This is a genomic window from Cellulomonas sp. P2_F12 (assembly GCF_056403775.1).
This window is the reverse complement of record NZ_JBFUEV010000006.1, coordinates 28,577-51,967: the sequence shown is the minus strand read 5'-3', so window position 1 is coordinate 51,967 and position 23,391 is coordinate 28,577. Positions and strand designations below refer to the sequence as shown.

The 23,391-nt window shown below is 72.1% G+C and carries 24 protein-coding genes; 10 read left to right on the top strand and 14 right to left on the bottom strand.

Features of this window, described 5'->3' with window-relative positions:
* Positions 1–31 precede the first annotated feature (31 nt).
* The 3 genes from AC1DWH_RS13895 to AC1DWH_RS13885 form a co-directional block, all read right to left on the bottom strand.
* Positions 32–1,045 (bottom strand): inorganic phosphate transporter, encoded by a 1,014-nt coding sequence (locus tag AC1DWH_RS13895; protein ID WP_477094172.1) that lies wholly within the window; start codon positions 1,043–1,045, stop codon positions 32–34.
* 5 nt (positions 1,046–1,050) lie between these two features.
* Entirely contained in the window at positions 1,051–1,671 is a 621-nt protein-coding gene (locus AC1DWH_RS13890) for a DUF47 domain-containing protein (protein WP_477094171.1), read from the bottom strand.
* Positions 1,672–2,000: 329 nt separating this feature from the next.
* Positions 2,001–2,600 (bottom strand): hypothetical protein, encoded by a 600-nt coding sequence (locus tag AC1DWH_RS13885; RefSeq protein WP_477094286.1) that lies wholly within the window; start codon positions 2,598–2,600, stop codon positions 2,001–2,003.
* A gap of 202 nt (positions 2,601–2,802) precedes the next feature.
* On the opposite strand from AC1DWH_RS13885, the gene AC1DWH_RS13880 reads away from it, so the two are divergent.
* From AC1DWH_RS13880 to AC1DWH_RS13865, 4 genes are all read left to right on the top strand, one after another.
* Positions 2,803–4,290 (top strand): sugar porter family MFS transporter, encoded by a 1,488-nt coding sequence (locus AC1DWH_RS13880; RefSeq protein ID WP_477094170.1) that lies wholly within the window; start codon positions 2,803–2,805, stop codon positions 4,288–4,290.
* A gap of 132 nt (positions 4,291–4,422) precedes the next feature.
* Positions 4,423–4,896, top strand: a complete 474-nt coding sequence (locus AC1DWH_RS13875; protein WP_477094169.1) for a MarR family winged helix-turn-helix transcriptional regulator — start codon at positions 4,423–4,425, stop codon at positions 4,894–4,896.
* Positions 4,897–4,965: 69 nt separating this feature from the next.
* A complete protein-coding gene (locus AC1DWH_RS13870) occupies positions 4,966–6,642 on the top strand; it encodes an MDR family MFS transporter (protein WP_477094168.1) in 1,677 nt (558 codons plus the stop codon).
* 110 nt (positions 6,643–6,752) lie between these two features.
* The gene (locus tag AC1DWH_RS13865; RefSeq protein WP_477094167.1) at positions 6,753–7,379 is read left to right on the top strand and encodes a DUF2510 domain-containing protein; all 627 of its coding nucleotides are present in this window, start codon (positions 6,753–6,755) and stop codon (positions 7,377–7,379) included.
* Positions 7,380–7,442: 63 nt separating this feature from the next.
* Here the strand turns inward: AC1DWH_RS13865 and AC1DWH_RS13860 are convergent, their stop codons facing one another.
* The 3 genes from AC1DWH_RS13860 to msrB form a co-directional block, all read right to left on the bottom strand.
* On the bottom strand, positions 7,443–7,892 hold the full coding sequence (locus AC1DWH_RS13860; protein WP_456845562.1) for a MarR family winged helix-turn-helix transcriptional regulator: 450 nt from the start codon (positions 7,890–7,892) through the stop codon (positions 7,443–7,445).
* 109 nt (positions 7,893–8,001) lie between these two features.
* Positions 8,002–8,784, bottom strand: a complete 783-nt coding sequence (locus tag AC1DWH_RS13855) for a nuclease-related domain-containing protein (RefSeq protein WP_456845563.1) — start codon at positions 8,782–8,784, stop codon at positions 8,002–8,004.
* Positions 8,785–8,898: 114 nt separating this feature from the next.
* Positions 8,899–9,300, bottom strand: a complete 402-nt coding sequence (gene msrB, locus AC1DWH_RS13850) for a peptide-methionine (R)-S-oxide reductase MsrB (RefSeq protein ID WP_477094166.1) — start codon at positions 9,298–9,300, stop codon at positions 8,899–8,901.
* Positions 9,301–9,479: 179 nt separating this feature from the next.
* Between msrB and AC1DWH_RS13845 the strand changes: the two genes are divergently transcribed.
* From AC1DWH_RS13845 to AC1DWH_RS13830, 4 genes are all read left to right on the top strand, one after another.
* Positions 9,480–11,609, top strand: coding sequence for a putative bifunctional diguanylate cyclase/phosphodiesterase (locus AC1DWH_RS13845; RefSeq protein WP_477094165.1), 2,130 nt, complete (start codon positions 9,480–9,482; stop codon positions 11,607–11,609).
* Positions 11,610–11,688: 79 nt separating this feature from the next.
* The gene (locus AC1DWH_RS13840) at positions 11,689–12,402 is read left to right on the top strand and encodes a TasA family protein (protein WP_477094164.1); all 714 of its coding nucleotides are present in this window, start codon (positions 11,689–11,691) and stop codon (positions 12,400–12,402) included.
* A 4-nt stretch (positions 12,403–12,406) separates the two neighbouring features.
* Positions 12,407–13,138 (top strand): signal peptidase I, encoded by a 732-nt coding sequence (locus AC1DWH_RS13835; protein ID WP_477094163.1) that lies wholly within the window; start codon positions 12,407–12,409, stop codon positions 13,136–13,138.
* A complete protein-coding gene (locus AC1DWH_RS13830) occupies positions 13,119–13,325 on the top strand; it encodes a hypothetical protein (protein ID WP_477094162.1) in 207 nt (68 codons plus the stop codon). Before AC1DWH_RS13835 ends, AC1DWH_RS13830 begins: the two co-directional genes overlap by 20 nt.
* Positions 13,326–13,360: 35 nt before the next feature.
* Here AC1DWH_RS13830 and AC1DWH_RS13825 read toward each other — a convergent pair whose 3' ends face one another.
* The 8 genes from AC1DWH_RS13825 to AC1DWH_RS13790 all read right to left on the bottom strand — a co-directional run bounded on the left by AC1DWH_RS13825 (position 13,361) and on the right by AC1DWH_RS13790 (position 21,386).
* Complete coding sequence (locus AC1DWH_RS13825) at positions 13,361–14,764, bottom strand: FAD-binding oxidoreductase (RefSeq protein WP_477094161.1); 1,404 nt, start codon at positions 14,762–14,764, stop codon at positions 13,361–13,363.
* Between the two features lie 106 nt (positions 14,765–14,870).
* Positions 14,871–16,661 carry a sensor histidine kinase gene (locus AC1DWH_RS13820; protein ID WP_477094160.1) on the bottom strand — a complete coding sequence of 597 codons (1,791 nt, stop codon included), beginning with the start codon at positions 16,659–16,661 and terminating at the stop codon, positions 14,871–14,873.
* Entirely contained in the window at positions 16,658–17,008 is a 351-nt protein-coding gene (locus AC1DWH_RS13815; protein WP_456846878.1) for a response regulator, read from the bottom strand. Before AC1DWH_RS13815 ends, AC1DWH_RS13820 begins: the two co-directional genes overlap by 4 nt.
* Positions 17,005–17,166: a hypothetical protein gene (locus AC1DWH_RS13810; RefSeq protein WP_477094159.1), complete on the bottom strand. Its 162-nt coding sequence runs from the start codon at positions 17,164–17,166 to the stop codon at positions 17,005–17,007. Before AC1DWH_RS13810 ends, AC1DWH_RS13815 begins: the two co-directional genes overlap by 4 nt.
* Positions 17,163–18,647 carry a glycosyltransferase family 2 protein gene (locus tag AC1DWH_RS13805; RefSeq protein WP_477094158.1) on the bottom strand — a complete coding sequence of 495 codons (1,485 nt, stop codon included), beginning with the start codon at positions 18,645–18,647 and terminating at the stop codon, positions 17,163–17,165. Before AC1DWH_RS13805 ends, AC1DWH_RS13810 begins: the two co-directional genes overlap by 4 nt.
* Positions 18,644–19,351, bottom strand: a complete 708-nt coding sequence (locus AC1DWH_RS13800) for a PHP domain-containing protein (protein WP_477094157.1) — start codon at positions 19,349–19,351, stop codon at positions 18,644–18,646. The genes AC1DWH_RS13805 and AC1DWH_RS13800 overlap by 4 nt, the downstream gene beginning before the upstream one ends.
* Positions 19,348–20,307 (bottom strand): ATP-grasp domain-containing protein, encoded by a 960-nt coding sequence (locus AC1DWH_RS13795; RefSeq protein WP_477094156.1) that lies wholly within the window; start codon positions 20,305–20,307, stop codon positions 19,348–19,350. Before AC1DWH_RS13795 ends, AC1DWH_RS13800 begins: the two co-directional genes overlap by 4 nt.
* Positions 20,304–21,386, bottom strand: a complete 1,083-nt coding sequence (locus tag AC1DWH_RS13790) for a PIG-L deacetylase family protein (protein ID WP_477094155.1) — start codon at positions 21,384–21,386, stop codon at positions 20,304–20,306. The genes AC1DWH_RS13795 and AC1DWH_RS13790 overlap by 4 nt, the downstream gene beginning before the upstream one ends.
* A 148-nt stretch (positions 21,387–21,534) precedes the next feature.
* Between AC1DWH_RS13790 and AC1DWH_RS13785 the strand changes: the two genes are divergently transcribed.
* Together AC1DWH_RS13785 and AC1DWH_RS13780 are read left to right on the top strand one after the other, a co-directional pair.
* The gene (locus tag AC1DWH_RS13785) at positions 21,535–22,689 is read left to right on the top strand and encodes an LLM class flavin-dependent oxidoreductase (RefSeq protein WP_477094154.1); all 1,155 of its coding nucleotides are present in this window, start codon (positions 21,535–21,537) and stop codon (positions 22,687–22,689) included.
* A 34-nt stretch (positions 22,690–22,723) separates the two neighbouring features.
* On the top strand, positions 22,724–23,344 hold the full coding sequence (locus tag AC1DWH_RS13780) for an FMN reductase (RefSeq protein WP_456846885.1): 621 nt from the start codon (positions 22,724–22,726) through the stop codon (positions 23,342–23,344).
* Positions 23,345–23,391: the final 47 nt, after the last annotated feature.

Here is a 23,391-nt window from a genome sequence, read left to right as displayed (position 1 = left end):
CCCCTGCGGTCAGAGGTCCGGCGGTCAGAGGTCAGGCCGTCAGGAACGTCAGGATCGGGTTGAGGACGTAGTAGACGCCGGCCGCCACGAGAGCGGCCGCGGGGATGGTCAGCACCCAGGCGTACACGATGTTCTTGGCGACGCCCCAGCGGACCGCGGACAGCCGCTTGGTGGCACCGACGCCCATGATCGCCGACGTGATGGTGTGCGTCGTGGAGATGGGGGCGTGCAGCCAGTAGGCGCTCGCGTACAGCACCGACGCGGCGACCGACTCGGCGACGAATCCGCGGGCCGGGTCGAGCTCGATGATCTTGCGGCCGAGCGTGCGCATGATGCGCCAGCCGCCCGAGTACGTGCCCAGCGAGATCGCCAGCGCGGACGACAGCTTGACCCACAGCGGGATGGTGTCACCGCTGTAGAACCCGCCCGCGACGAGGGCGAGCACGATGACACCCATGGTCTTCTGCGCGTCCTGCAGGCCGTGGCCGAGTGCCATCGCCGCCGCCGACGCGGTCTGCGCGACCCGGAAGCGCCGCATCGTGCGGGCCGGCGCGGAGTTCCGCACGAGCCACAGCACGCCCACCATCAGCAGGAACGCGAGGAAGAACCCGACGAACGGCGACAGCACCATCGGGATGACGACCTTGTCGAGGATCGCGTCCCAGTGCACGGTGACGCCCGAGGCGATCCCGACGCCCGTCAGTGCGCCGATCAGGGCGTGGGTCGACGACGAGGGCAGGCCGAGCCGCCACGTGATGAGGTTCCAGGTGATCGCGCCGATGAGCGCCGACAGCACGATGATCAGCGCCTCCTGGGAGGAGACGCCGCCGATGCTGATGATGTCCTCGGCGATGGTCGTGGCCACCTGGGTGCCCAGCAGCGCGCCGAGGAGGTTGAAGACGGCCGCCATGATGAGCGCGGCGCGGGGCGTGAGGGCCCGGGTGGACACCGACGTCGCGATCGCGTTCGCGGCGTCGTGGAACCCGTTGGTGTAGTCGAATCCGAGCGCGAACGCGACAACGATGATGACGAGCGCGAGTTCCACCGCGCTCAGGACTCCTTGAGCGCGATGGTCTCGACGGTGTTGGCCACCTTCTCGAACGCGTCCGCGGCGTCCTCGAGCTTCTCGACGATCTCCTTGACCTTCATGAGCTCGATCGGGTCGACGACCTCGTCGAACAGCTGCGCGAGGAGCTTGCGGTGGATCTTGTCGGCCTGGTTCTCGAGGCGGTTGACCTCGACCCAGTACTCGGACAGCGAGTCCATCGAGCGCAGACGGGGCATGGCCTCGGCCGTCAGCTCGGCCGCGCGCTGGAGCACCTGGACCTGGTCGGACACCCGCGGCGGCAGCTCGTCGACCTTGTACAGGACGATGAGGTCCGCGGCCTCCTCCATGAAGTCCATGCAGTCGTCGAGGCTCGAGGCGAGCATGTAGATGTCGTCGCGGTCGAACGGCGTGACGAACGTCTGGTTCAGGCGACGCATGATCGAGTGCGTCGCGTCGTCCGCCTCGTGCTCCGCGTCGGCGATCCGCTTGCCGATCTCCTTGCGGGTGGAGCGGTCGGCCCCGAGCATCTCGCCCAGCAGGTTCGCCCCGGTGACGAGGTGGACCGCCTGGGCGGCGAAGAGGTCGAAGAACGTGGTGTCGCGCGGGGTGAGGCGCAGGCGCACGGCAGGCTCCGGAGAAAGGGGTGGGAGGACGGGATCAGGCTAGGTCACGGTCAAGGGAATGCCTAACGCACGTCGACGTGCGCATGGACACATGGTGACAGCCGGATGACGTCTGTGGAGGCCCCTTGCTCGACCCCGAGACATGGGCGACGCCGGACCGCGGAGCGCCTCTCGGCGCGTGGCCGCTCGAAGCGGCTTGAGATGGAGCCCGGGGCTACCGCGGCCCGACGTCGAGATCGATCGTACGCCCGGAGGTCGGCCCAGCAACGGCGGCGGCCGGGTGACGCGCGGCCCCCAGCCGCCCGACCTGCGGATTCACCCCTGCGCGATCACTCGAGCCGGTCGGCCCGCCACAACGAGGCCGCGTGCTCGAGCTCCTCCGCCGTCCGTACCAGCGAGGCGGCGCCGCGCGTCAGCCGCACGGCACCCGTGGGGTCGACGTCGTCCAGGTGGTCGGCGTCGAACGCCGCGCCGGTGGCGAGCACCCGGCAGAACGCGGCCGCACGCTCGAGCGCGACGTCGAGCTCACCGGTGTAGACGCCCGAGAGCACCGCGTCGGCGACGGCGCGCACGTCCGCGGGTCCGGCCGTGTCCGCGACACCGGCGACCACGTCGTGCACGGGGGCCGCCGTGACACCCAGGCGGTAGCGGTCGGCGATCGTCGTGGGGTCGCGGCGCACCCACTCGCGCAGCACGTAGAGCCGCCACAGCGCCCCCGGCAGGGTGTCCGCCGGGCTCTCGGACCACAGGGCGGCGACGACGTCGAGGCCCTCGGTCTCGACCAGCGACACCAGCCGCGCGACGACGTCGGGGTCGGTGTTGGCCCGGCCCTGGTGCACCAGCGCCGCCGCGGTCGTGTGCGCCGCCTCGTTGCGCAGCGCCGGGTCGTACCCGCCGGGGAGCTCGTCGGCCGCGGCCGGATCGAGCATGGCGGGCCGTCGCGGTCGTCTGGCCCCGCCGTCGCCCCCGCCTGTGCCGTTCATCGCACGATGATCCCCCGGACACCGGCGTCAGGCCAGCACGCAGCGCCGTCTCTCGCCGGGCGACCCCTTCGACGTGCGCACCCACCGCGCCGGGGCCAAGGTGGGGTTGATCTCCCGGGAGCGGCCCGGGGGCGAGGGAGGTCAGGTCATGTCCCACGCGACAGGGTCGCCGCAGGGGTCGACGGGGGACGCGGCCGTGCCGCCGAACCCGTACAAGAACAAGGCGATCGCGCTGGCCATCGCCGCCGCGGTCGGCGGCTTCCTCTTCGGGTTCGACAGCTCGGTCATCAACGGCGCGGTCGACAGCATCCAGAGCACCTTCGACATCGGGTCGACGCTCACGGGCTTCGTCGTCGCGGTGGCCCTGCTCGGCTGCGCCTTCGGCGCGTGGCTCGGCGGCAAGCTGGCCGACCGCTGGGGCCGCACCAAGGTGATGTTCCTCGGCGCGGTCCTCTTCTTCATCTCCTCGATCCTCTCGGGTATCGCGTTCGGCGTCTGGGACCTGGTCCTGTGGCGCGTGATGGCCGGCATCGGCATCGGTATCGCGTCCGTCATCGCGCCGGCCTACATCGCCGAGATCGCGCCCGCCGCCATGCGTGGCCGCCTCGGCTCCCTGCAGCAGCTCGCCATCACGCTCGGCATCTTCGCCGCCCTGCTCTCCGACCAGCTGCTGCAGACGGCGGCGGGCGGCGCGTCCGAGGAGCTGTGGCTCGGGCTCGAGGCGTGGCGGTGGATGTTCATCGTCGCCGTGATCCCCGCGGCCGTGTACGGCATCCTCGCGCTGCGTATCCCGGAGTCGCCCCGCTACCTCATCGCCACGGGCAAGCGCGAGGACGCCAAGAAGGTGCTGGCGACGACGCTGGCCGAGGGCGACGACGTCGAGGCGCACGTCGTCCAGATCGAGAAGACCATCGCGGCCGACAAGAAGCTCAAGGCGCAGGCCAGCCTCAAGGGCCCGCGGTTCGGGCTGCTGCCCGTGGTGTGGGTCGGCATCCTGCTGTCGGTGTTCCAGCAGTTCGTCGGCATCAACGTGATCTTCTACTACTCGACGACGCTCTGGCAGGCGGTCGGGTTCGAGGAGAGCCAGTCGTTCATGGTCTCGACGATCACGTCGATCACCAACGTGCTGGTGACCTTCATCGCCATCGCGCTCATCGACAAGGTCGGCCGCCGACCGCTCCTGCTCACCGGTTCCCTCGGCATGGCGGTCACCCTCGGGATCATGGCCCTCGCGTTCACGCAGTCGTCGGGCACGGGCAAGGACGTCACGCTCGACGGGTCGTGGGGCGTCGTCGCCCTGATCGCCGCCAACCTGTTCGTCGTGTTCTTCGGCGCCACGTGGGGCCCGCTGGTCTGGGTGCTGCTGGGCGAGATGTTCCCCAACCGCATCCGCGCCGCGGCGCTCGGCGTCGCCGCCGCCGCGCAGTGGATCGCGAACTTCCTCATCACGGTGACGTTCCCGCCGCTGCTCGACAAGTTCGGCGCCTCGATCCCCTATCTGATGTACGCGATCTTCGCGACGTTGTCGTTCTTCTTCACGCTCTGGAAGGTGCCCGAGACCAAGGGCGTCGAGCTGGAGGACATGGAGGGCGTCAAGGTCGACCGCAGCCGTCGGGGTACGGCGACCCCCGCCTGACGGTCACACCGCGCGCGGCCGGGCTCCCCTCCACGGGCCCGGCCGCGTCGCTGTGCCGGGAACAGATCACGCGCTCAATTGCTTGAAGCAAGCATTAGTCGTATGGTTGCGTCGAGCAACAAAAGGAGTGCCATGTCGTCCGACCTGCCCGAGACGCCCCCGCAGACGCTGCTGCGGTCGATCGAGGCCTTCAGCCGCGCCTTGCGCGAGTCGTCCCTGGGGGTGGCCCGCGAGATCGGCTGCTCCAAGGGCACCCTGACGATCCTGCGGATCCTGCAGCGTCGCGGCACGCTCCAGGTGAGCGACATCGCGCACACGCTGCGCGTCGACATCTCCGTGGCCAGCCGCCACGTCAGCCAGCTGGTCGACGACGGGCTGGTCGAGCGCGCGGTCGACCACGGGGACCGGCGCGTCCGCACCGTCCGGCTGTCCCCCGCGGGCCTGTCGCTCGCGGTCGAGATCGGCGAGGCCCTCGACCGTCGCACGCACGAGGTGTTCCGCGACTGGACGACCCCCGAGCTCGACGCCGCGACCGCGACGCTCGACCGCCTCACGACGGCGGTCTCCGGGTTCGTCCCCGCCGAGGACGTCCTCACCCCCGCCTGATCCGGCCCCACCTGATCCACACAGATCCACACAGCCTGATCCACCCTGCGAGCACCACGAGAGCGAGCCATGTCCAGCACCACCACGCCCGTCGAACCCACCAGCACGGCCGAGACACCGGCACCGGCACCGGCACCCAAGATGAGCCACCGCGAGGTGCTCGAGTCGCTGTCGGGCATCCTGCTCGGGATGTTCGTCTCGATCCTCGCGACGAGCGTCGTCTCCTCGTCGCTGCCGCGGATCATCTCGGACCTGAACGGCACCCAGTCGGCCTTCACCTGGGTGGTCACCGCCACCCTGCTGACCACCACGATCTCCACGCCGATCTGGGGCAAGCTGGCCGACCTGGTCGACCGCAAGCTGCTCATCCAGCTCGCGCTGACCATCTCGGTGGTCTCCTCGGCGCTCGCCGGGTTCTCCCACACCACCGGCATGCTCATCGGCATGCGCGCCCTGCAGGGCATCGGCGCCGGCGGTCTGACCGCCCTGGGCACCATCCTGATCTCCGACATCATCAGCCCCCGCGAGCGCGGCAAGTACATGGGCCTCATGGGCGCCGTGATGGGCATCGGCATGGTCGGCGGCCCGCTGCTCGGCGGCGTCATCACCGACGGCCCGGGCTGGCGCTGGAACTTCTTCATCGGCCTGCCGTTCGCGGTCGCCGCGATCATCGTGCTGCAGCGCACCCTGCACCTGCCCCCGCGCAAGTCCCGCAAGGTGAAGATCGACTACGCCGGCGCGACGCTCATCTCGCTCGGCATCGCGACCCTGCTCCTGTGGATCACGTTCGCCGGCAGCTCGTTCGAGTGGGCCTCGTGGCAGACCGCCGTCATGGTCGGCGGCTCGCTCCTGCTGATCGCCGTCGCCATCTGGGTCGAGTCGCGCGCCGCCGAGCCGATCATCCCGCTGCACCTGTTCAAGAACCGCACGCTGGTCCTCGCGGTCGTCGCCAGCATCGCGGTCGGCGTCGCCCTGTTCGGCACCTCGGTGTTCCTCAGCCAGTACATGCAGCTCGCCCGCGGCAAGACGCCGACGCAGTCGGGCCTGCTCACCATCCCGATGATCGTCGGCCTGCTGGTCTCCTCGACCATCTCCGGCCAGATCATCAGCCGCACCGGCAAGTACAAGAAGTTCATGGTCGCCGGCGCCGTCCTGCTCACCTCGGGCCTCGGGCTCATGGGGACCATCCACTTCGACACGAGCTTCGCGCTGGTCGGCCTCTACCTGGTGATCATCGGCGCGGGCGTGGGCATGCTCATGCAGAACCTCGTGCTCGCCGTGCAGAACACCCTGGACGTCAAGGAGATCGGGTCCGGCACGTCGACGGTCGCGTTCTTCCGCACCCTCGGCGGCGCGCTCGGCGTGTCCGCGCTGGGCGTCGTGCTCTCCCACCGGGTGACCACGCTGATTGCCCGGGGCCTCACCGGCCTCGGCATCGACCCGGCCGCCATGGGCGCCAGCGGCGCGATCCCCGACCTGTCGACCCTCCCGGACAACATCCGCGGCGTCGTCGAGCAGGCCTTCGGCAACGCCATCGCGGACCTGTTCCTCGTGGCCGCGCCCGTCGCGCTGGTGTCGCTGATCGCCGTGCTGTTCCTCAAGGAGGTGCCGCTGGGCACCCGCTCGGGCATCGAGCAGCTGCTCGAGTCCGAGGGCGAGATGCTGGCGCCGGCCACGTCCGAGGCCGCCGTGAACGCGGAGCTCGACGCCCTCGAGGCCGAGCAGAAGGTCTCGACCCGGGACTGACCCCCGCCCGACAGCGCCCCACGACGACCGTCGCGGGGCGCTGTCGCGTTCAAGGCGGCCGGCCCCGATGCCGATGACCCGGGCAACCGTTCCGCTCGCGAGAGGCCCCGATGCCGTCGACCACCCCCGGCTGGTACCCGGACCCCGACCCGAACGCGAGCCCGGGCGGGCAACGCTGGCACGACGGCAACGCGTGGACCGCGCACGTGTCCGCCCACGCGGCACCCACAGAGCAGTTCTCACCGGTGTACTCCGCACCGAACGCTGTGGCGTCGTCGCCGGCCTACGGGCAGCCGGTGTATGGCACACCGCCTCCGGCGCAGAGGTCGGCGATGCCGTACGCACCCGCCGTCCCACTCGACGCGGATCGGCCTGGGGACGGGATGGCCGGGGGCCGCATCGTGGTCGGCTCGATGAGCAAGGAGCAGTTCAAGGCGCTCCCTCGTCGGGAACGGGTCGCCAAGAACCGCCCCGACATCGACCTGGCGCGCGGCCGGAACTCGCTGGCCTTCAACGGTGTCATCGCGGCGGCGATCAGCTTCGTCATCAGCGGGTACCTGGTCGTCGCCATCGCGGGGATCGTCTGGTCCGCCCGTGGTCTGAGGCGCGCCAACGCGTTCGAGGCACAGGGCTACCCGCCGCTGGGCCGCGGGCAGGCAACGACGGGCCTCGTGCTCGGCATCGTCAGCGCCGCACTCGGTGCGCTCTCGCTCGTGGTCAGGTTCAGCTCGCTGTAAGAGCCAGACGCGCCGCCCGACCCCTCCGACCGGGCGGCGCGTCTGAGCCTGTGGGCCCCCGCGTCAGTGCGCGCGGCGCGCCGCGGCGAGGTTCTCGTTCAGGCGACCCAGCTGTGAGGCCAGCGCCTCGATCTCGTCCTCGCTCCATCCCGAGAGCGCGCGGCGCAGGAACTCGCGACGGGCACCCTGCGCGGTCTCGAAGCGGTGCCGGCCCTCGTCGGTGAGCTCGAGCAGCTGTCCCCGGTAGTCGTCGGGGTCGGGCCGCCGGGACACCAGGCCCAACGACCCCAGCCGGGCGAGCTGCCGGGACATGGTGCCGCGACCGACGCCGATGTGCGTCGCCAGGTCGCTGGCCCGCACACCGGGGGTCGCGGCGATGAGCGCCAGGAGCGAGTACGCGGCGGGCTCGAGATCGGGGTGCACGTCCCGCGAGATCGACGCCGACGAGGCCTGGGCGCGGCGCAGGAGAAGGCCGAGCTCACGCTCGAGCTGCCGGAACTGTTCGTCGACCACGGTCACATCCTGCCGGGACCGGCACGAGAAACGCTGCATCGCCACCCGGGAGGGTGGGAGCGTTTCAGCAGATCACCGCGCGGATGGGGGTGTCAACACCCAGACGCCGTCAGCGGGACCAGGTGGTGCGCTGCCGGGCCACGTGGGCGATCGCCGCGATGCGCTGCGGGTCGAGCCGGACCGGCATCGCGCGGAACACCGCCTGGACGTCCTGGCGGGTGATGGCGAAGGCGTCGTGCTGGGGCTGGACCGTGCGCACCTCGAGGTCGCCCTGGACCACCACGACACCGCGCACGGTGATCGCCGCGCAGGCCGCCGCGAGCAGCGCGCCCTGGACACGCGTGGCCTCGAGCCGGGCGTCGCGCAGGTAGGACATGGACCGCCCGTCGACCTCGAGGGTGCGGCCCTCGACGACGACGTGCTGCCCGGGGTGCTTGCGCTCCGCGACCGTGAAGATGCCGGCGGGACCGATGAGCAGGTGCTCCACCAGGCTGCCCTGCCGGCCCAGGGGCACGTCGTGCACCACCTGCCAGCCCTCGTCGCCCAGGCGCTCGAGCCGGGTGCGCACCGAGCTGCCCCGCTCGCCGCGGATCGCGGCGAGGTCGATGGTGTCCCAGTCCGCGCCGCCGAGCCACGCCTGAAGCGCCGCCTCGTCCGCAGGAGCCAAGGAACCGGAGTTCTGCGTCGGCAGCGTCATGGCCAGCTCGGCCACGTCGGCACGCAGGTAGGCCTGGGCCGCGCGGCGCAGGCCGCTCTCGAAGTGGGGGTCGTCGACCACGACCTCGCCGGACTGCAGGTCGACCGATCCGACCCGGGCACCGGTCTCCTGCGTGACATAGAGACGGTCGGCGCCGTAACGCCTCCATCGCCGCACCGTCAGGACATCTTCCACGCAGGCATTATCGGCACGCGGTCGCACAGACTTCAGCCGTGTCGACCATCCGGACGTCACCCGTCCGGGGTGTCGGGCCCGGCGCGCCGGACGACACCCCGAACGGGCGCCCGATCAGGCGTCCGCGTCGAACGTCAGGCTGACGGAGTTCATGCAGAACCGGTCGCCCGTGGGGGTCTGCGGGGCGTCGTCGAACACGTGCCCGAGGTGCGAGCCGCACCTCGCGCAGCGCACCTCGGTGCGCACCATGCCCAGGCTGCGGTCGCTGATCAGCTCGACCCGGTCGCCGGCCAGCGGCGAGAAGAAGCTGGGCCAGCCGCAGTGCGAGTCGAACTTGGTGTCGGAGCGGAAGAGCTCGTTGCCGCACGCGCGACAGCGGTAGACACCCTCTCGCTTCTCGTCCAGCAGCTCGCCCGTCCACGCCCGCTCGGTCCCGGCCCGACGCAGGACCGCGAACTCCTGGGGCTGGAGCTCCAGGGCCCACTGCTCGTCGGTCTTGGTCACCTCGTACGTCATCGGATCCTCCAGAAAGATTGTCGGCGTCCGGTGCAACCGCGCACCGGCTGGGGACGTTCCCGACGCGCCGGGACGAATCTCTGACCTGGGGTGTCGCTCCTGGGCGGATGTACCGCATACTCTCGCCTCAGCGCGGACCCTCTCCCGACCCGTGCTCGCACCAGCTCGTGAGGTCCCACGTGCCAAGAGCCACCCGCCGTCGCTGGCCGCTGACCCGCTCGTTCGCGGTCATCAGCAGCGTGGCCATGGCCGTGCTCGGACTCGCCCTGGTCTGGGTGACGTGGAGCGTCATGGGGCAGCAGGCCATCAACGACGGCACCGCGACGGCGCAGACCGTGCAGACCTACGCGACGGCCTCCGTGCCGACCGACTCCTTCCTCGCGCCGGACGTGCTCACCGTCAGCGAGGCGCGGCAGGTCTCCGCCGCGACGGCCGGGTTCGGGGATCGGCTGGTCGAGCTGCGGCTCTGGGGCCTGGACGGCTCCCTCATCTACAGCTCCGCGCCGGGCACAACCTCGGGGTTCCCGGACGGCAACCGGCTCGACGCGGTGACCACCGGCGGGGCACCGGCGCCGGACGCGCGGGTCATCACCGACGTGCGGGGCGACGACGTCGCCGACACCGGCGGCACGGAGCGCCAGGTGCTCGACGTCTACGTGCCCGTGCGCGCCAACCAGACCGACACCACCGACGCCGCGGCGGGCAGCGACCCGAACGACATCGTCGGCGCCGCCGAGGTCATGCTCGACCACACCGCGGCCAGCACGGCGCTCGCCCGGGCCGTGCGCACGGTGTCGCTGGTGGTCGGCCTCGGCCTGCTGGCCCTGTGGCTCGTGCTCTTCCGGACCGTCTTCACCGCGTCGCGACGGCTGCAGGCCACCGCGCTGGAGAACGCCCGGCTCGCGCTGCTCGACTCGCTGACGGGCCTGCCCAACCGGCGCATGCTCGCCGAGCGGATGCGGCGGACCATCCTCGAGGCGGAGGAGACCGGCTCGCGCGTCGGCCTCATGCTGCTCGACATCGACCGGTTCAAGGACATCAACGACTCGCTCGGCCACGACCGCGGCGACGAGCTGCTGGAGCAGGTGGCCGAGAGGCTGCGCGGCGCGCTGCGCGACGAGGACATCGTGGCCCGCCTGGGTGGCGACGAGTTCGCGATCCTGCTGCCCGACGTGCGCTCCGTCGCCAACGCCGAGCGCCTGGCCCGCCGGGTGCGCGGCCTGTTCGTGCCGCCGTTCATGCTGGGCGAGCTGCCGCTGCACGTGGACACGTCCGTGGGCGTCGCGTGCCTGCCCGACCACGCCACCGACCCGTCGTCGCTGATGCGCACCGCGGACGTCGCCATGTACGCCGCCAAGCACCACCGCACGGGTGTCTCGGTCTACTCGGCCGACGAGGACGACTCGTCGCCGGCCCGCCTGGTGCTGCTGGGCGACCTGCACCGCGCGCTGACCCCCGCGCCGGACGCGCCGCGCGAGCTGCGGATGCACTACCAGCCGAAGATCGAGCTGGAGACGGGCCGGACGGTCGGGCTCGAGGCGCTGATGCGCTGGGTCCACCCGACCCGCGGGGTCCTGCCGCCCACCACGTTCATCCCGTTGGCCGAGCAGTCCGGCCTCATCCACGACGTCACGCGCTACGCCCTCACCGAGTGCGTGACGCAGCTGGCGGCCTGGCGCGAGGAGGGCCGGGCCACGCCGGTCGCCGTGAACCTCTCGGCGCACGACGTCACGACGGCCGCCGTGGTCGACCTCATCGAGTCGCTCCTCGAGGAGCACGCCGTGCCGCCCGACCTGCTCGAGGTCGAGATCACCGAGACGGCGCTGGTGGCCGACCCCTCCCGGGTGGTGCCCGTGCTCGAGCGGCTCGGTGCGCTCGGGATCCGGGTGGCCATCGACGACTTCGGCATCGGGAACACCTCGATCTCGCAGCTCCGGGACCTGCCGGTCGACGAGCTGAAGATCGACCGCCTGTTCGTCGCGGACCTGGGCGTGGGCGGCCGGGAGGGTTCCGAGGTCGTCGTACAGGCGATGGTCGACCTCGCCCACTCGTTCGACCTGCGGGTGGTCGCCGAGGGCGTCGAGGACGAGGCCACGGCCGTCATCCTGCGCCGGCTCGGCGTCGACCAGGCCCAGGGATTCCTCTACTCGCAGGCCGTGCCCGCGGCCGACCTGCCGCTGACGCAGTCGGTCCCGCGGCCCCGCCGCGGACGGGGCAGCCGGGGCAGCGTGGCGGTCGCCACCCCGCGCGTGAGCACGCGCCACGTCCGTCCGCCACGGACGCCCGGCGCAGAGAACACGAACGGGTGAGTATCGTGCGTTCGGCTCAAGTCGGGCCACGAGGTGTCGATGCAACAGTTTCGACTCTCGGCCCAAGGAGGGTTTCCTCATGATGGACGACCTGCTGCAGGAGATGATCGACCCGGCCCCCGTGCACCGCGACGCGCCCCGCGGTCGTCGGCTCTGGACCACGGTCGCGATCGTCGGCCTCGCCGCCATCGGCGCCACGACCCTCACGACGTCCGCCCTCTTCTCCGACAACGACGCGACGTCGGCCGACATCCAGACCGGCACCGTCGACCTCGTCATCGGGGACGGCACCACGTTCGCCTTCACGCCGCAGAACCTCGCGCCCGGCGACGCCACCTTTGCGCCGCTGCAGGTCAGCAGCAGCGGCTCGCTCGAGCTCCGCTACTCCATCTCGTACCAGGCGGAGATCGCACCCTCGGCCCCGGGACTGCTGGACCCCGCGCTCCTCGACGACACGGGCGCCCCGGTGGCGACCGACGGCGACCTGCGTGACGTGCTCGAGCTCACCGTCTTCGACCTGCCGGCAGCCCAGTGCAACGACCTGGGCACGACCGGGCAGACCCCGCTCAACGCAGCCAGCACGGTCACCCCGTGGCCGGGGACCCTCACCCCGCTGGTCGGCAGCAACGTGCAGGGCTTCCAGGACGGCGACCGCGTCCTGTCCGTCGCCGACCCGACCGAGTGGATCTGCGCGCGCGTCGACTTCCCGACGTCGGCCGGCAACGCGTACCAGGCCGGCGGTGTCACGCTCGACCTGATCTTCAACGCCGAGCAGACGGCCAACAACCCCTGATCTGATGGCTTCCTGGTCTGACGGGCAACGAGATGCCCCCGCCGTCGACCGACGCGCGCCGCGCGTGCTCGGTCGGCGGCGTTCTCGTGCCCCGAAGCCCACGTGGCGTCGGCTCCTCGGCGTCGCGCTCTGGACGGTCATCATCGTGTGCGGGACGGCCTACGTCGCCTCGCTGGCGGTCCCCCTGTGGTTCCAGGTGCACCACCAGCGCCTGCTCATCGTGACGTCCGGGTCGATGGCGCCGAAGTTCGACGCGGGCGACGCCGTCGTGCTCCGGGCGATCTCCGACGAGTCCGACCTCAAGGTGGGCCAGATCATCTCGTTCTGGCCCATGGGCTCGAACGAGCTGGTCACGCACCGGATCGTGGCGCTGCGCAAGCTGCCGGAGCTCGAGGCCGACGAGGCCACCGGGAAGATGGTCCCGAAGCTCGACGCCGACGGGAACCCCAAGACGAAGTCGTACGTGGTCACCAAGGGCGACGCCAACCGGGACGCGGACGTCAACGCGACGCCGATCACCCGGATCCGCGGCGTGCAGCTGGCCGTGCACAGGGGCTGGGGCTGGGTGCTGCAGTGGGCCGGGTCCCCGCAAGGACGCGCGGCGATGCTGGTCCCTCCGCTCGTCGCGCTCGCTACGCTCGAGCTGCTGGCGATCGGCGACGGGCGCCGGGCCAGGCGTGACCGTCCCGCGCCCGACGGGACCGACAGGAGGGTCGATGAGCTCCTCCTCGACTGAGCGCCCGAACGGCAAGGGCGAGCGCCGCGGGTTCCTCACCGTCGACCGCGGCGGCCTGGTCCGCCTCGGGGTCGTGCTCGCGTTCGCCGTGGCGGCGCTGCTCAGCCCGCTGGTGGGCTCGACGTCCGCCCAGTACACGGACACGACCGAGGTCTCGATCACGTTCTCGGTCGTGCCCGCGCCCTAACCGCGCCGACCCCGTGGGAGCCGGCGCGGCCGGTGTCAGGACCGCACGCCCCGCGCCGACAGCAGCACCGCGTCGGGGTCGTAGACCATCGACAGGGTCTGCAGGCGACGCGCCACCTCGGGCGTGAACACCCGATCGGCCCACTGCGGTCCCGCGGTGTCGGTGAAGTTGGGCAGCCCGCCCTCCCGCATCCACGGCTCCATCCCCGCGTGCACCCGCGCGGTGTCCCGGGTCACGATCTGCGCGACCTCCGGGATCATCACCCCGAGCGTGAACAGGGAGAACGCCGCGTCGCGGTGCGCGAAGGCGCTGGGCGTCCCGCGGTCGTCGCGGACCTTGCCGCCCAGCTGACGCACCTCGACCATGGCCTGCGCGCACTGCGCGTCCGGGCCGACCAGCTCGAGCAGCCGGTCGGCGGCGTCGAGGTCGAACGACTCCAGCAGGCTGTGGTGCTCGTGCAGGGGCATCGGGTCGATCGGGTCCGTGTGCACGTCGCCCAGGGCGGCGTACGGCATGTCCCGCACGGTGTCGATGAGCGGCGTGGCGAGGCAGCGGATCGCGCGGACCATCTCCTCGCCGACGGCCGGGTCGCCGGTCCAGGCGAACCGCACGGAGACCGAGGTCTTCCCGCGCAGCGGCTCGGGGAAGATCGGCAGGTCGGGCAGGCGCATGACGGCGATCGAGGTGGTCCCCTCCTCCGGCAGCAGCTCGCACCACTGGCTCCATGTCCGGACCACCGCGTCGGCGTCGGCCCCGTCGAACCACAGGGCACCCGCGTACAGCGACGCCTGCTCCAGCAGGTCGATCTCGACCGCGGTGACGATGCCCAGCGTGCCCTTGCCACCGCGCAGGCCCCAGAACAGGTCCGGGTGGCTGGTGGCGGTGACGCGGCGCGCGACGCCGTCGCCGGTGACGACCTCGAACGCCCGGACCGTGTCCGAGGCGAGGCCGTGGGTGCGGGCGACCGGGCCGAGGCCCCCGCCCGTGAGGTAGCCGACGACGCCCACGTCCGGCGACGACCCGGCCAGGCCGGCGAGCCCGTGCGGCGCACAGGCCTCGAGGACGGCCGCCCACCTCACGCCGGCGCCGATGCGCGCCCAGCGCTCCTCGGCGTGCACGGTCACCTCGTCGAGGGCGACGGTGCTCACCAGGATCGCGTCCTCCATGGTCTCCGTGGCACCGTGGCCGGTGCTCTGGACGGCGACGCGGAGGCCGGCGGTGGCGGCGAGGCGCAGCGTGTGGCTGACGTCGTCCGGGCCCCGCGCGGCGACGACGGCCGCGGGGCGGATCGCCTTGGTGATGTTGCTGGTGCCCGTGAGGGCGGCGTACGCCTCGGTGCCGGGCAGGTGCACCGGGACACCGGAGTCGGCGAGCGCCTGCACGGCCGCTGCGGTGGCGGGACGGTAGTCCGCACCGATCGGCGAGCTGAGGATGGTCATGGTCGAGCCCTTTCCTGTCCGCGCCGTCGTTCGGCGCACGGGCAGAAGGGGACCGGCCGCAGCCGCCTGATACATCCGGAGATGTCCGAAGTGACGGGCGGGTACGTCAGCCCGGCGGGGTGGCGGGCAGCGTGAGGGTGAACGTCGTGCCCTCGGCCAGGGTGCTGGTGATCTCGAGCCGCCCGCCGTGCGCGTCGACGACCGCCTTCGTGATGGACAGGCCGAGGCCCACGCCGGGGATGGCCCGACGGGTGGCCGACGACGCCCGGAAGAACCGCGTGGTGAGATGCGCGAGCTCGTCGGGCGGGATGCCGATGCCGGTGTCGGCGACCACGATCACGGCGCCGGAGCCAACTCCCTCGCCCTCCGGCGCGACGCCGATCCGGACGGTGCCACCGGACGGCGTGAACTTGATCGCGTTGGAGACCAGGTTGTCGACCGCCTGCGCGAGGCGGACCGGGTCGGCGTCGAGCACGGTCGGCGCCACGGACGGGACGAGCGTGACGCCCGCCGCCTCGGCCGCGGGGGCCGCCGCCGCGACCGAGGCCCGCACGATGTCGGCGGCGTCGATGCGCTGCGGCGAGATCGCGAAGCGCCCGGCGTCCACCTGCGCGCTGAGCAGCAGGTCCCCGACCAGCCGCAGCTGGCGCCGGGCGTTGCGCTCGATCACCGTGAGGTACTCGCGCTGCTCGTCGGTCAGCGGGTCGGTGCCGTCGGTGAGCAGCTCGAGGTAGCCCAGCACGGAGGTCAGCGGCGTGCGCAGCTCGTGGCTGACCAGGCTGACGAACTCGTCCTGCAGCCGCGCGGCCTCGCGCTCGGAGGTGACGTCGGTGGCGACCACGACGTACCCGATGGTCGCCCCGTCCGCCTCGGTGCGCCGGGTCACGGCCAGCCGGACCGTCATCCGCACGCCGTCGCGCGCGACGTACGTCCAGTCGCGGACCTCGGGCCGCCCGGCCAGCGCGGGGGCCACCAGGGCGTCGACGAGCACCTGCGGGTTGTCGGCGGCCGAGTCGTCGTCGAACAGGAGCGCGCGGCGGGCCTCCAGCTCGTCGCGGTCGTGGAACTCGGTCAGGCGCATCCGGCCCACGACCTCGCCCTGCCCGTAGCCGAGAAGCCTCTCGGCGCCCGCGTTGAAGACCTCCACCCGGCCCGTCGCATCGGTCGCGATGATGGCCTGCTCGGTGGCGGAGTCGATCACCGAGACCAGCTGGTCCCTCGCGGCCCGGCGCGAGTCGGCCACCCGGGCGAGCTCGACGGCGTCGGCGCGGGCCTGGTCCAGCAGGACGGCCTGGTCCATCTGCAGCGACAGCAGCGCCTGGCTGCGGGCCCGCAGCCGGTCGGTGATCTCGTGCACGGTGATCGCGACGAGGGTCGCGGCGAGCGTGACGAAGACCGTCCGGATCAGGGTGTCGCTGCTGAACGACTGCTCGCCGATCAGGACCGAGGAGGCGACGACGCCCGCGACGCCGATCGACGCGAGCGCGACGCGTCTCTTGCCGGGCAGCGCCGCGAGGGCGATGACGGGGAGGAACGCGAGCGTCGTGTACGGGGACCCGCTCCCGCCGGTGCCCGCCCGCAGCAGCGCGACGGCGACGAACTGCAGCATCGGCAGCACGTCCTGCGCGCCGTCCGGCCACTCGCTCCACGGCAGCAGCCGGGCGGCGAGCGTCAGCGCGACGACCAGGCCGGCGGCGAGCGCGACCTCCAGCCCGCTGGTCATCCTCTCGTCCGGCAGGAACAGGAGCGTGAGCAGGGCGAACGCGAACAGCCCGACGAACGGCAGCTGACGCTCGACGACACCGCCCTCCGGGCCGAGGTGCCGGGCCAGGCGCCGCAGGTAGCGCGAGCCGGAGGCGATGAGGTTCTCGGGCTCGTCGGCCCAGAGGCTGGTCACGGAGCGTCCCCGAGGGCCCGGGTCAGCGCGCCCTCCACGCCCTCGCGCGTGAACGGCTTCGGCAGCCAGGCCTCGACCGGCGGGTAGTCGTCGGCGTCGAGCACGGAGGTGACGACGATCGGGAGCCCGGGGCGGCGCACGCGCAGCACGTCGACCAGCTCCCAGCCGCCCATGCCCGGCAGCCGGAGGTCGACGAACGCGACGTCCACGGCGAGGTTCTGCTCGTCGCCCAGCGCCTCCTCGGCGCTCTTGGTGGCGACGACGTCGCAGCCGAGCCGGCGCAGGTGCCGGCTGATCAGGGCGAGCTCGTCGGGCTCGTCGTCGACGACCAGCGCCCGGGGGCTCACGCGACGACCCCGTGCAGCAGCAGCGCCGCGACGGTGATCGCCACGGACACCAGGCCGACAACGACCAGCAGCCGGCGCTCCGACCGCCGGTTGGACCGGATCTCGTCCTCGAGGGCGTCGGGCGTCAGCGTCGCCCATCGGCGGGACTCGTCGCTCATCCCATCACCCGTCCTGTCTTCTCGGTCTTGTCCCACACGGCCGCCGCGCCCCGCCACTGCTTCACGTACGCGTCCAGCGTGATCGCGCACAGCACCGGACCGAACCCCACCACGTAGAGCAGAGGCAGCGCGAGCCACCGCACCGGGCGCGCCCGCTCGAGCTGCTTGACCAGCCACGCGAGGACCATCGCCAGCACCGACCAGGAGTAGAGGGTCAGCGTCCAGACCTCCCGGCCCGTCGCGCTCATCTCCAGCCCCAGCAGCTCCGGGATGCGGACCTCCCAGAGCCCGGGGAACCAGGCCGCGCTCATGACGACGAGCGCCCCGAGCCCCGGGAACGCGAGCCCCTGGAACCACGACCGGCGGGCGGTCTCCCGGTCGAGCATCAGGGTCGTGGCGGTGATGAACACGTACGCGACGACGGCCACCCACCAGAAGCCCTCGAACACCGCCGCGGCCGTGACCCCGTCGGTGAAGTACAGCCCGACCAGGCCGACGGCGGCGAACACCATGGCCACCGGGAGCAGGTAGATGGCGAACCAGATGATCCCGAAGTCGAGGTTGCCCAGGTGGTGGGTCCGGGACGGTCGGAACCAGACCTTGCGGAAGTTGCGGGTGATCTGCACGTTCCCGCGCGCCCAGCGGACCCGCTGCTTCCACAGGGCGGTCACGCTGTCCGGCTCCTCGGCGAGCACCACGGAGGCCGGCTCGAACACCACGCGCCGCCCGTTGAGCTGCGTGAGGAAGGTGGTGTACGTGTCCTCGGCGAGCGTGGACGTGTCCACCCGGCCGCCGACCGCCTCGAGGTTGGCTCGCGAGTGGAGCTGGGCGCCGCCGGCGAGGCACGCCATCGCGCCCATGACGTTCTGCGCCCGACGGGCGGCCGCCTGGGCGGTCACGTACTCGTAGCCGATGAACCGCGCGACGCTGCCCGGCCTGCTGCTGCCCTCGCGGATGAACGCGGTGACCGCGCCGACCTTCTCGTCGGCCAGGTGGCGCGTCATCCGGCGCAGCGAGTCGGGCCGGTAGATGACGTCGGCGTCCATGATGAGCAGCGCCTGCATCCAGTCGTCCGCGAGCGCGGACCGGATGCCGTGGTTGAGCGTGTGGGCCTTGCCCTGGCCGCCCTGCTCGCGGCGCAGGTGCACGATCCGGTCGTCGTACTGCGCCGCCTTGGCGCGGACCACGTCGGGGGTGTCGTCGGTGCTCGCGTCGTCGACGACGAACACCTTGAGCCGGTCCGGCGGGTACTCCAGGCCCATCAGCCGGTCCAGCGACGCGGCCAGCACGGCGCCCTCGTTCCAGGCGGGCACGATGACGACCACGCGGGGCAGGTGCGGTGCCGCGAGCCGCAGGTGGTTGCGGAAGGCGTGCACCGGCACCAGCAGGTACTGGTAGAGGCCGGCCAGCACCGGGATGGCCCCGATGCCGACGAGCGCGACCAGGACGGCGACCAGGGCGGCGCGCCCGACGTCGCTCATCCGCGCACCCAGCTGTAGACGCCGACGTCGGCCGCGTCGTGCGCGTCCGTCGACGCGACCAGCTGGACGCCGTGCGCCCGCAGCCGCTCCGTGGTGCGCGGGCCGGGGCAGTGCCACTTCTCGTTGACCTCGACGAGCGTCCCGGTCGCGACCGCCGCCTCCGCGAGCGCGTCGAGCAGCTGGTCCGGGACGTCGTCCTCGGTCAGGCCGATCTTCGGGAGGATCGAGAACGGGTGCGCCAGCTGGGCCCGGCCCACCGCGTGCAGGGCGCGGATCGTCGCGGTGACCAGCATCTCGACCACGTCGGCCGGGGCGAGTCCGGCGTCGATCCGCTCGCGCGTGGCGCGCGGGCTCCACGGGCCGTCCGGGCCGGGGACCTGGTGGTCGGCCAGCAGCACGCGGTCCGCGCCGTGGGCGGTGCCGAGGGCGGCGAGCACCTCCGGCGGGGCGTCGACCGCGCCGGACGCGTCGAGGAGCTTGGCCTCGACGCCGGACAGGACCGTGAGCCCCTCGAGCCGCGGCAGGGCGCGGACCACCGCGAGGAACTCGGGGACGTAGGTCGCCGAGACGCGGACGTGGTCGACCATCCGGATCTCGCGCAGGTGCCGGCGCTGCGCGGCCGCGAGGTTCTCGGCCGGGGTGCTGACGGCGTCGTCGGAGAAGGTCGAGTGGACGTGGTGGTCGCCGTCGGTCGACGGGCTCATCGTGGGGGCAGGACGTCGGCGATCGGCAGGAAGACGTCCTCGAGGTAGCGCACGTTCGCGATCTCCTGGAAGTCGACGTGGTCGGGGACGGGCCGGCCGAGCACCGCGTCGAGCGTGAGCGACGGCATGTCCACGCCCGCCGCGATCGTCAGCGGCATCGCGCCGGGGAACCGGGGGTTGACCTCGAGCAGCGCGGGACGGCCGTCGACGTCGCGCTTGAGCTGCACGTTCGCCACGGTCGTCAGCCCGACGGCACGCGCGACCGCCGACGCCGTCTCGATGAGCTCCTCGTCGTGGACCGTGACCCCCGCGACGGCGACGCCCGAGTCCACCCGCAGGCGCGCGCGAGGCACGGCGGCGATGACCGTGCCGTCGAGGCCGGCCAGGACGTCGACCGAGTACTCGTCGCCCGGCAGCAGCTCCTGGACCAGGAGGTCCTCGTCGGCGTCGTGCACCGCGTCGAGCTCGGCCTGCGAGCCAACCAGCCGGACCCCGCGCGAGCCGGCGCCGCGGCGTGGCTTGACGATGACCGGGAAGTCCCAGCCGGAGACGGCCTGCGGCGTGCCGACCAGCTCGGTGCGCGGCACCCGGACGGTCCGGGCGCACGCGCGGGCCAGCGCGAGCTTGTCGAGGCAGGTCTCCAGCGTGGCCAGCGCCGGCGAGGCAAGGATCGCGCCCAGGTCGTCGCGGACCGCCGCGAGCAGCGGAAGCTCCACGTCCACCGTCGGGAAGACCACGTCGATGCGGTCGTCGCGGACGATCTGGCGCACGACGTCGACGAAGTCGTCGGCCTTGCCGGCGGGCACGAGCCGCCGGTGCGCGGCGTCGACCAGGTAGAGCGCGCTGGCCCAGCGGTCCATGTCGGCGGCGATCACCTCGACGTCGCCGCGGCGCAGCAACGAGCGGATCACCGCGACCCCGGCCGGTCCCCCGGCGCCAGTGACCAGGACCCTCATGCGTGACCTCCGTGCTCGTCGATCGTGGCGGCGTCCTCGACGGCGACCACGCCGGCCGCCCGTGCCTTGCCGCTGAGCATCGCCGCGGCGCGCACCATCTCCAGCGGCTCGACGTACTGCCCGGTGCCGAAGCGCGACCAGTACCGCGCGGTCGCGCGAACCAGGTCCGGCTCCATGTAGTCGCGGTGCGACTGCGAGGAGAACGCCGCGAGCATCTGCAGCTTCGCCTCCATGAAGCCGTCGACCGGCACGAAGCGGCTCGGTCGGAAGTCGATGGTCGAGGAGGGGCTCTGGAAGCAGGCGAGCGACGGGACCTTGCGCGCGGCCACGTCGACGGCCTGCCGCACGGCCCGGTGGTCCTGGTGCCGGTCGTGCTCGCTGTGCGTGTAGACGATGGTCGGCCCGACCTCGCGGATGAGGTCCTCGATGGTCGTGATGAGGCCGCCCGCGGGATCGAGCCGGGTGTCCTCGTAGTCGTGCAGGTAGAGCCGGGCGCCGATGATCGCGGCCGACGAGAGCGCCTCGTGCCGGCGGGACTGCACGTCGCCTCCGATGGCCCCGCTGGACAGCGTGAGGATGACGACGGTGTCCCCGGCCGCGCGGTGCGAGGCGAGGGTGGCGCCGACGCCGATCTCGACGTCGTCCGGGTGAGCCCCGACGGCCAGCACGGTCTCGGTGGCGCCGGCGGCGTCGCGCTTGACGCGACCCTCGAGGGCGAGCGCGGAGATCCGCTCGAGCAGGGTCGCCGCGCCGACGGGCTTGACCAGGAACTCGTCGGCGTCGCGGCGCAGCGCCTCGACGGCGTAGTCGACGCTGGCGAAGGCCGTCATGACCGCGACGGGCGTCCCGGCGGCGCGCGAGCGCAGCTCCCCCAGCAGCTCGAGGCCGCTCATGCCGGGCATCTGGATGTCGGTCAGCACCACGTCGAACTGGTGTGCCGCCACCTCGGCCAGCGCGGACATCGGCTCGTGGACCACCGTCACGTCCATGCCGCCGCGCCGCTCCAGCACCGTGCGCACGTACTGCGCCGTGTCGGCGTCGTCCTCGACGACCAGGACCCTGATCTGCTCGTTCGTCACGCGTGTGTTGCCCTCCGTCGCCGGCCGGTGCTCCCACGGTATAGGTAGGGATGGGACCGCCGCGCACCGGGGAATAGGTGCTGGCCTCCCCCTGTTGAGCGGCAAGTACATGCAAACGCATGGACCTCTTCACTTAGCGAGGCGCGAGATGCAGTTCGGGATCTTCACCGTCGGCGACGTCACCACCGATCCGACGACCGGCCGGACGCCGGACGACACGGAGCGGGTGCGCAACATGCTCACCATCGCCCAGCACGCCGACCAGGCGGGCCTGGACGTCTTCGCGACGGGCGAGCACCACAACCCGCCGTTCGTCCCGTCGTCGCCCACCACCATGCTGGGCTACCTGGCGGGCACGACGAAGAACATCATCCTGTCCACCGCGACGACCCTGATCACGACCAACGACCCGGTGCGCCTGGCCGAGGAGTACGCGATGCTCCAGGTCATCTCCGACGGGCGCATGGACCTCATGATGGGCCGCGGCAACACCGGCCCCGTGTACCCGTGGTTCGGTCAGGACATCCGCCAGGGCATCCCGCTGGCCATCGAGAACTACGCGCTGCTGCGCCGCCTCTGGGAGGAGGACGTCGTGGACTGGCAGGGCAAGTTCCGCGGCCCGCTGCAGGGCTTCACCTCGACCCCGCGCCCCCTCGACGGCGTCCCGCCGTTCGTCTGGCACGGCTCGATCCGCAGCCCCGAGATCGCCGAGCAGGCCGCGTACTACGGTGACGGCTTCCTGCACAACGCGATCTTCTGGCCGCTGGAGCACGCCGCGCAGATGGTCAACTTCTACCGCCAGCGCTACGAGCACTACGGGCACGGCCAGGCCGACCAGGCCATCGTCGGGCTCGGCGGCCAGGTGTACATGCGCAAGAACTCGCAGGACGCCGTCAAGGAGTTCCGGCCCTACTTCGACAACGCGCCCGTCTACGGGCACGGTCCGTCGATGGAGGACTTCATGCGCGACACCCCGCTGACCGTGGGCAGCCCGCAGGAGGTCATCGACCGGTACGGGAAGTTCCGCGAGCAGGTCGGGCACTACCAGCGCCAGATGTTCCTGATGGACCACGCGGGTCTCCCGCTGAAGACCGTGCTGGAGCAGATCGACATCCTCGCGACGGAGGTCGTCCCGGTGCTGCGCGCCGAGGCCGAGTCCGCCCGTCCCGCGCACGTGCCGGCTGACCCGCCGTCGCACGCCTCGCGTGTCGCCGCCGCCAAGGCGGCAGGTACGGTGCACGAGCAGATCGTTGCCGAGGACACCTTCACGGGCCTGCGGGCCGAGGACTCGCTGTCCTCATGACATCTTCTCCGTCTTCTTCAGGAAGGGACGTGCGATGAGCGAGCGCTCGATCGTCGTCATCTCGGCCGGGCTGTCCCAGCCCTCGTCGACGCGCCTGCTGGCCGACCGGCTGGCCGACGCGACCGTCACCGAGCTCGCCGCCCGCGGCATCACCGCGCGCGTCGAGACCGTGGAGCTGCGCGACGTCGCCCACGAGGTGGTCAACATGACCCTCTCGGGCTTCGCCTCCGGCCCGCTGAAGGACGTCATCGAGAAGGTCACGGCCGCCGACGGCGTCATCGCCGTCACGCCGATCTTCTCGGCGTCGTACTCCGGGCTGTTCAAGTCGTTCGTCGACATCCTCGACAAGGACGCCCTCGTCGGGCGGCCCGTGCTCGTGGGCGCGACGGGCGGCACCGGGCGGCACTCGCTCGCGCTCGAGTACGCGCTGCGGCCGCTGTTCGCCTACCTGCGGGCCGACGTCGCCGGCACGGCCGTGTTCGCGGCCACCGACGACTGGGCCGACGGCGGCGGCGACGACGTCAACCCGCTGCCGAACCGGATCCGGCGGGCCGGCCGCGAGCTGGCCGAGATGGTGGCCGACCGGGAGCCGTCCGCGCCCGTGGGGCTGTACGACGCCGTCCCGTCGTTCGACCAGCTGCTCGGCGGCGCCTAGGCGCTCTCACGACGAAGGGGCCCGACAGATGTCGGGCCCCTTCGTCT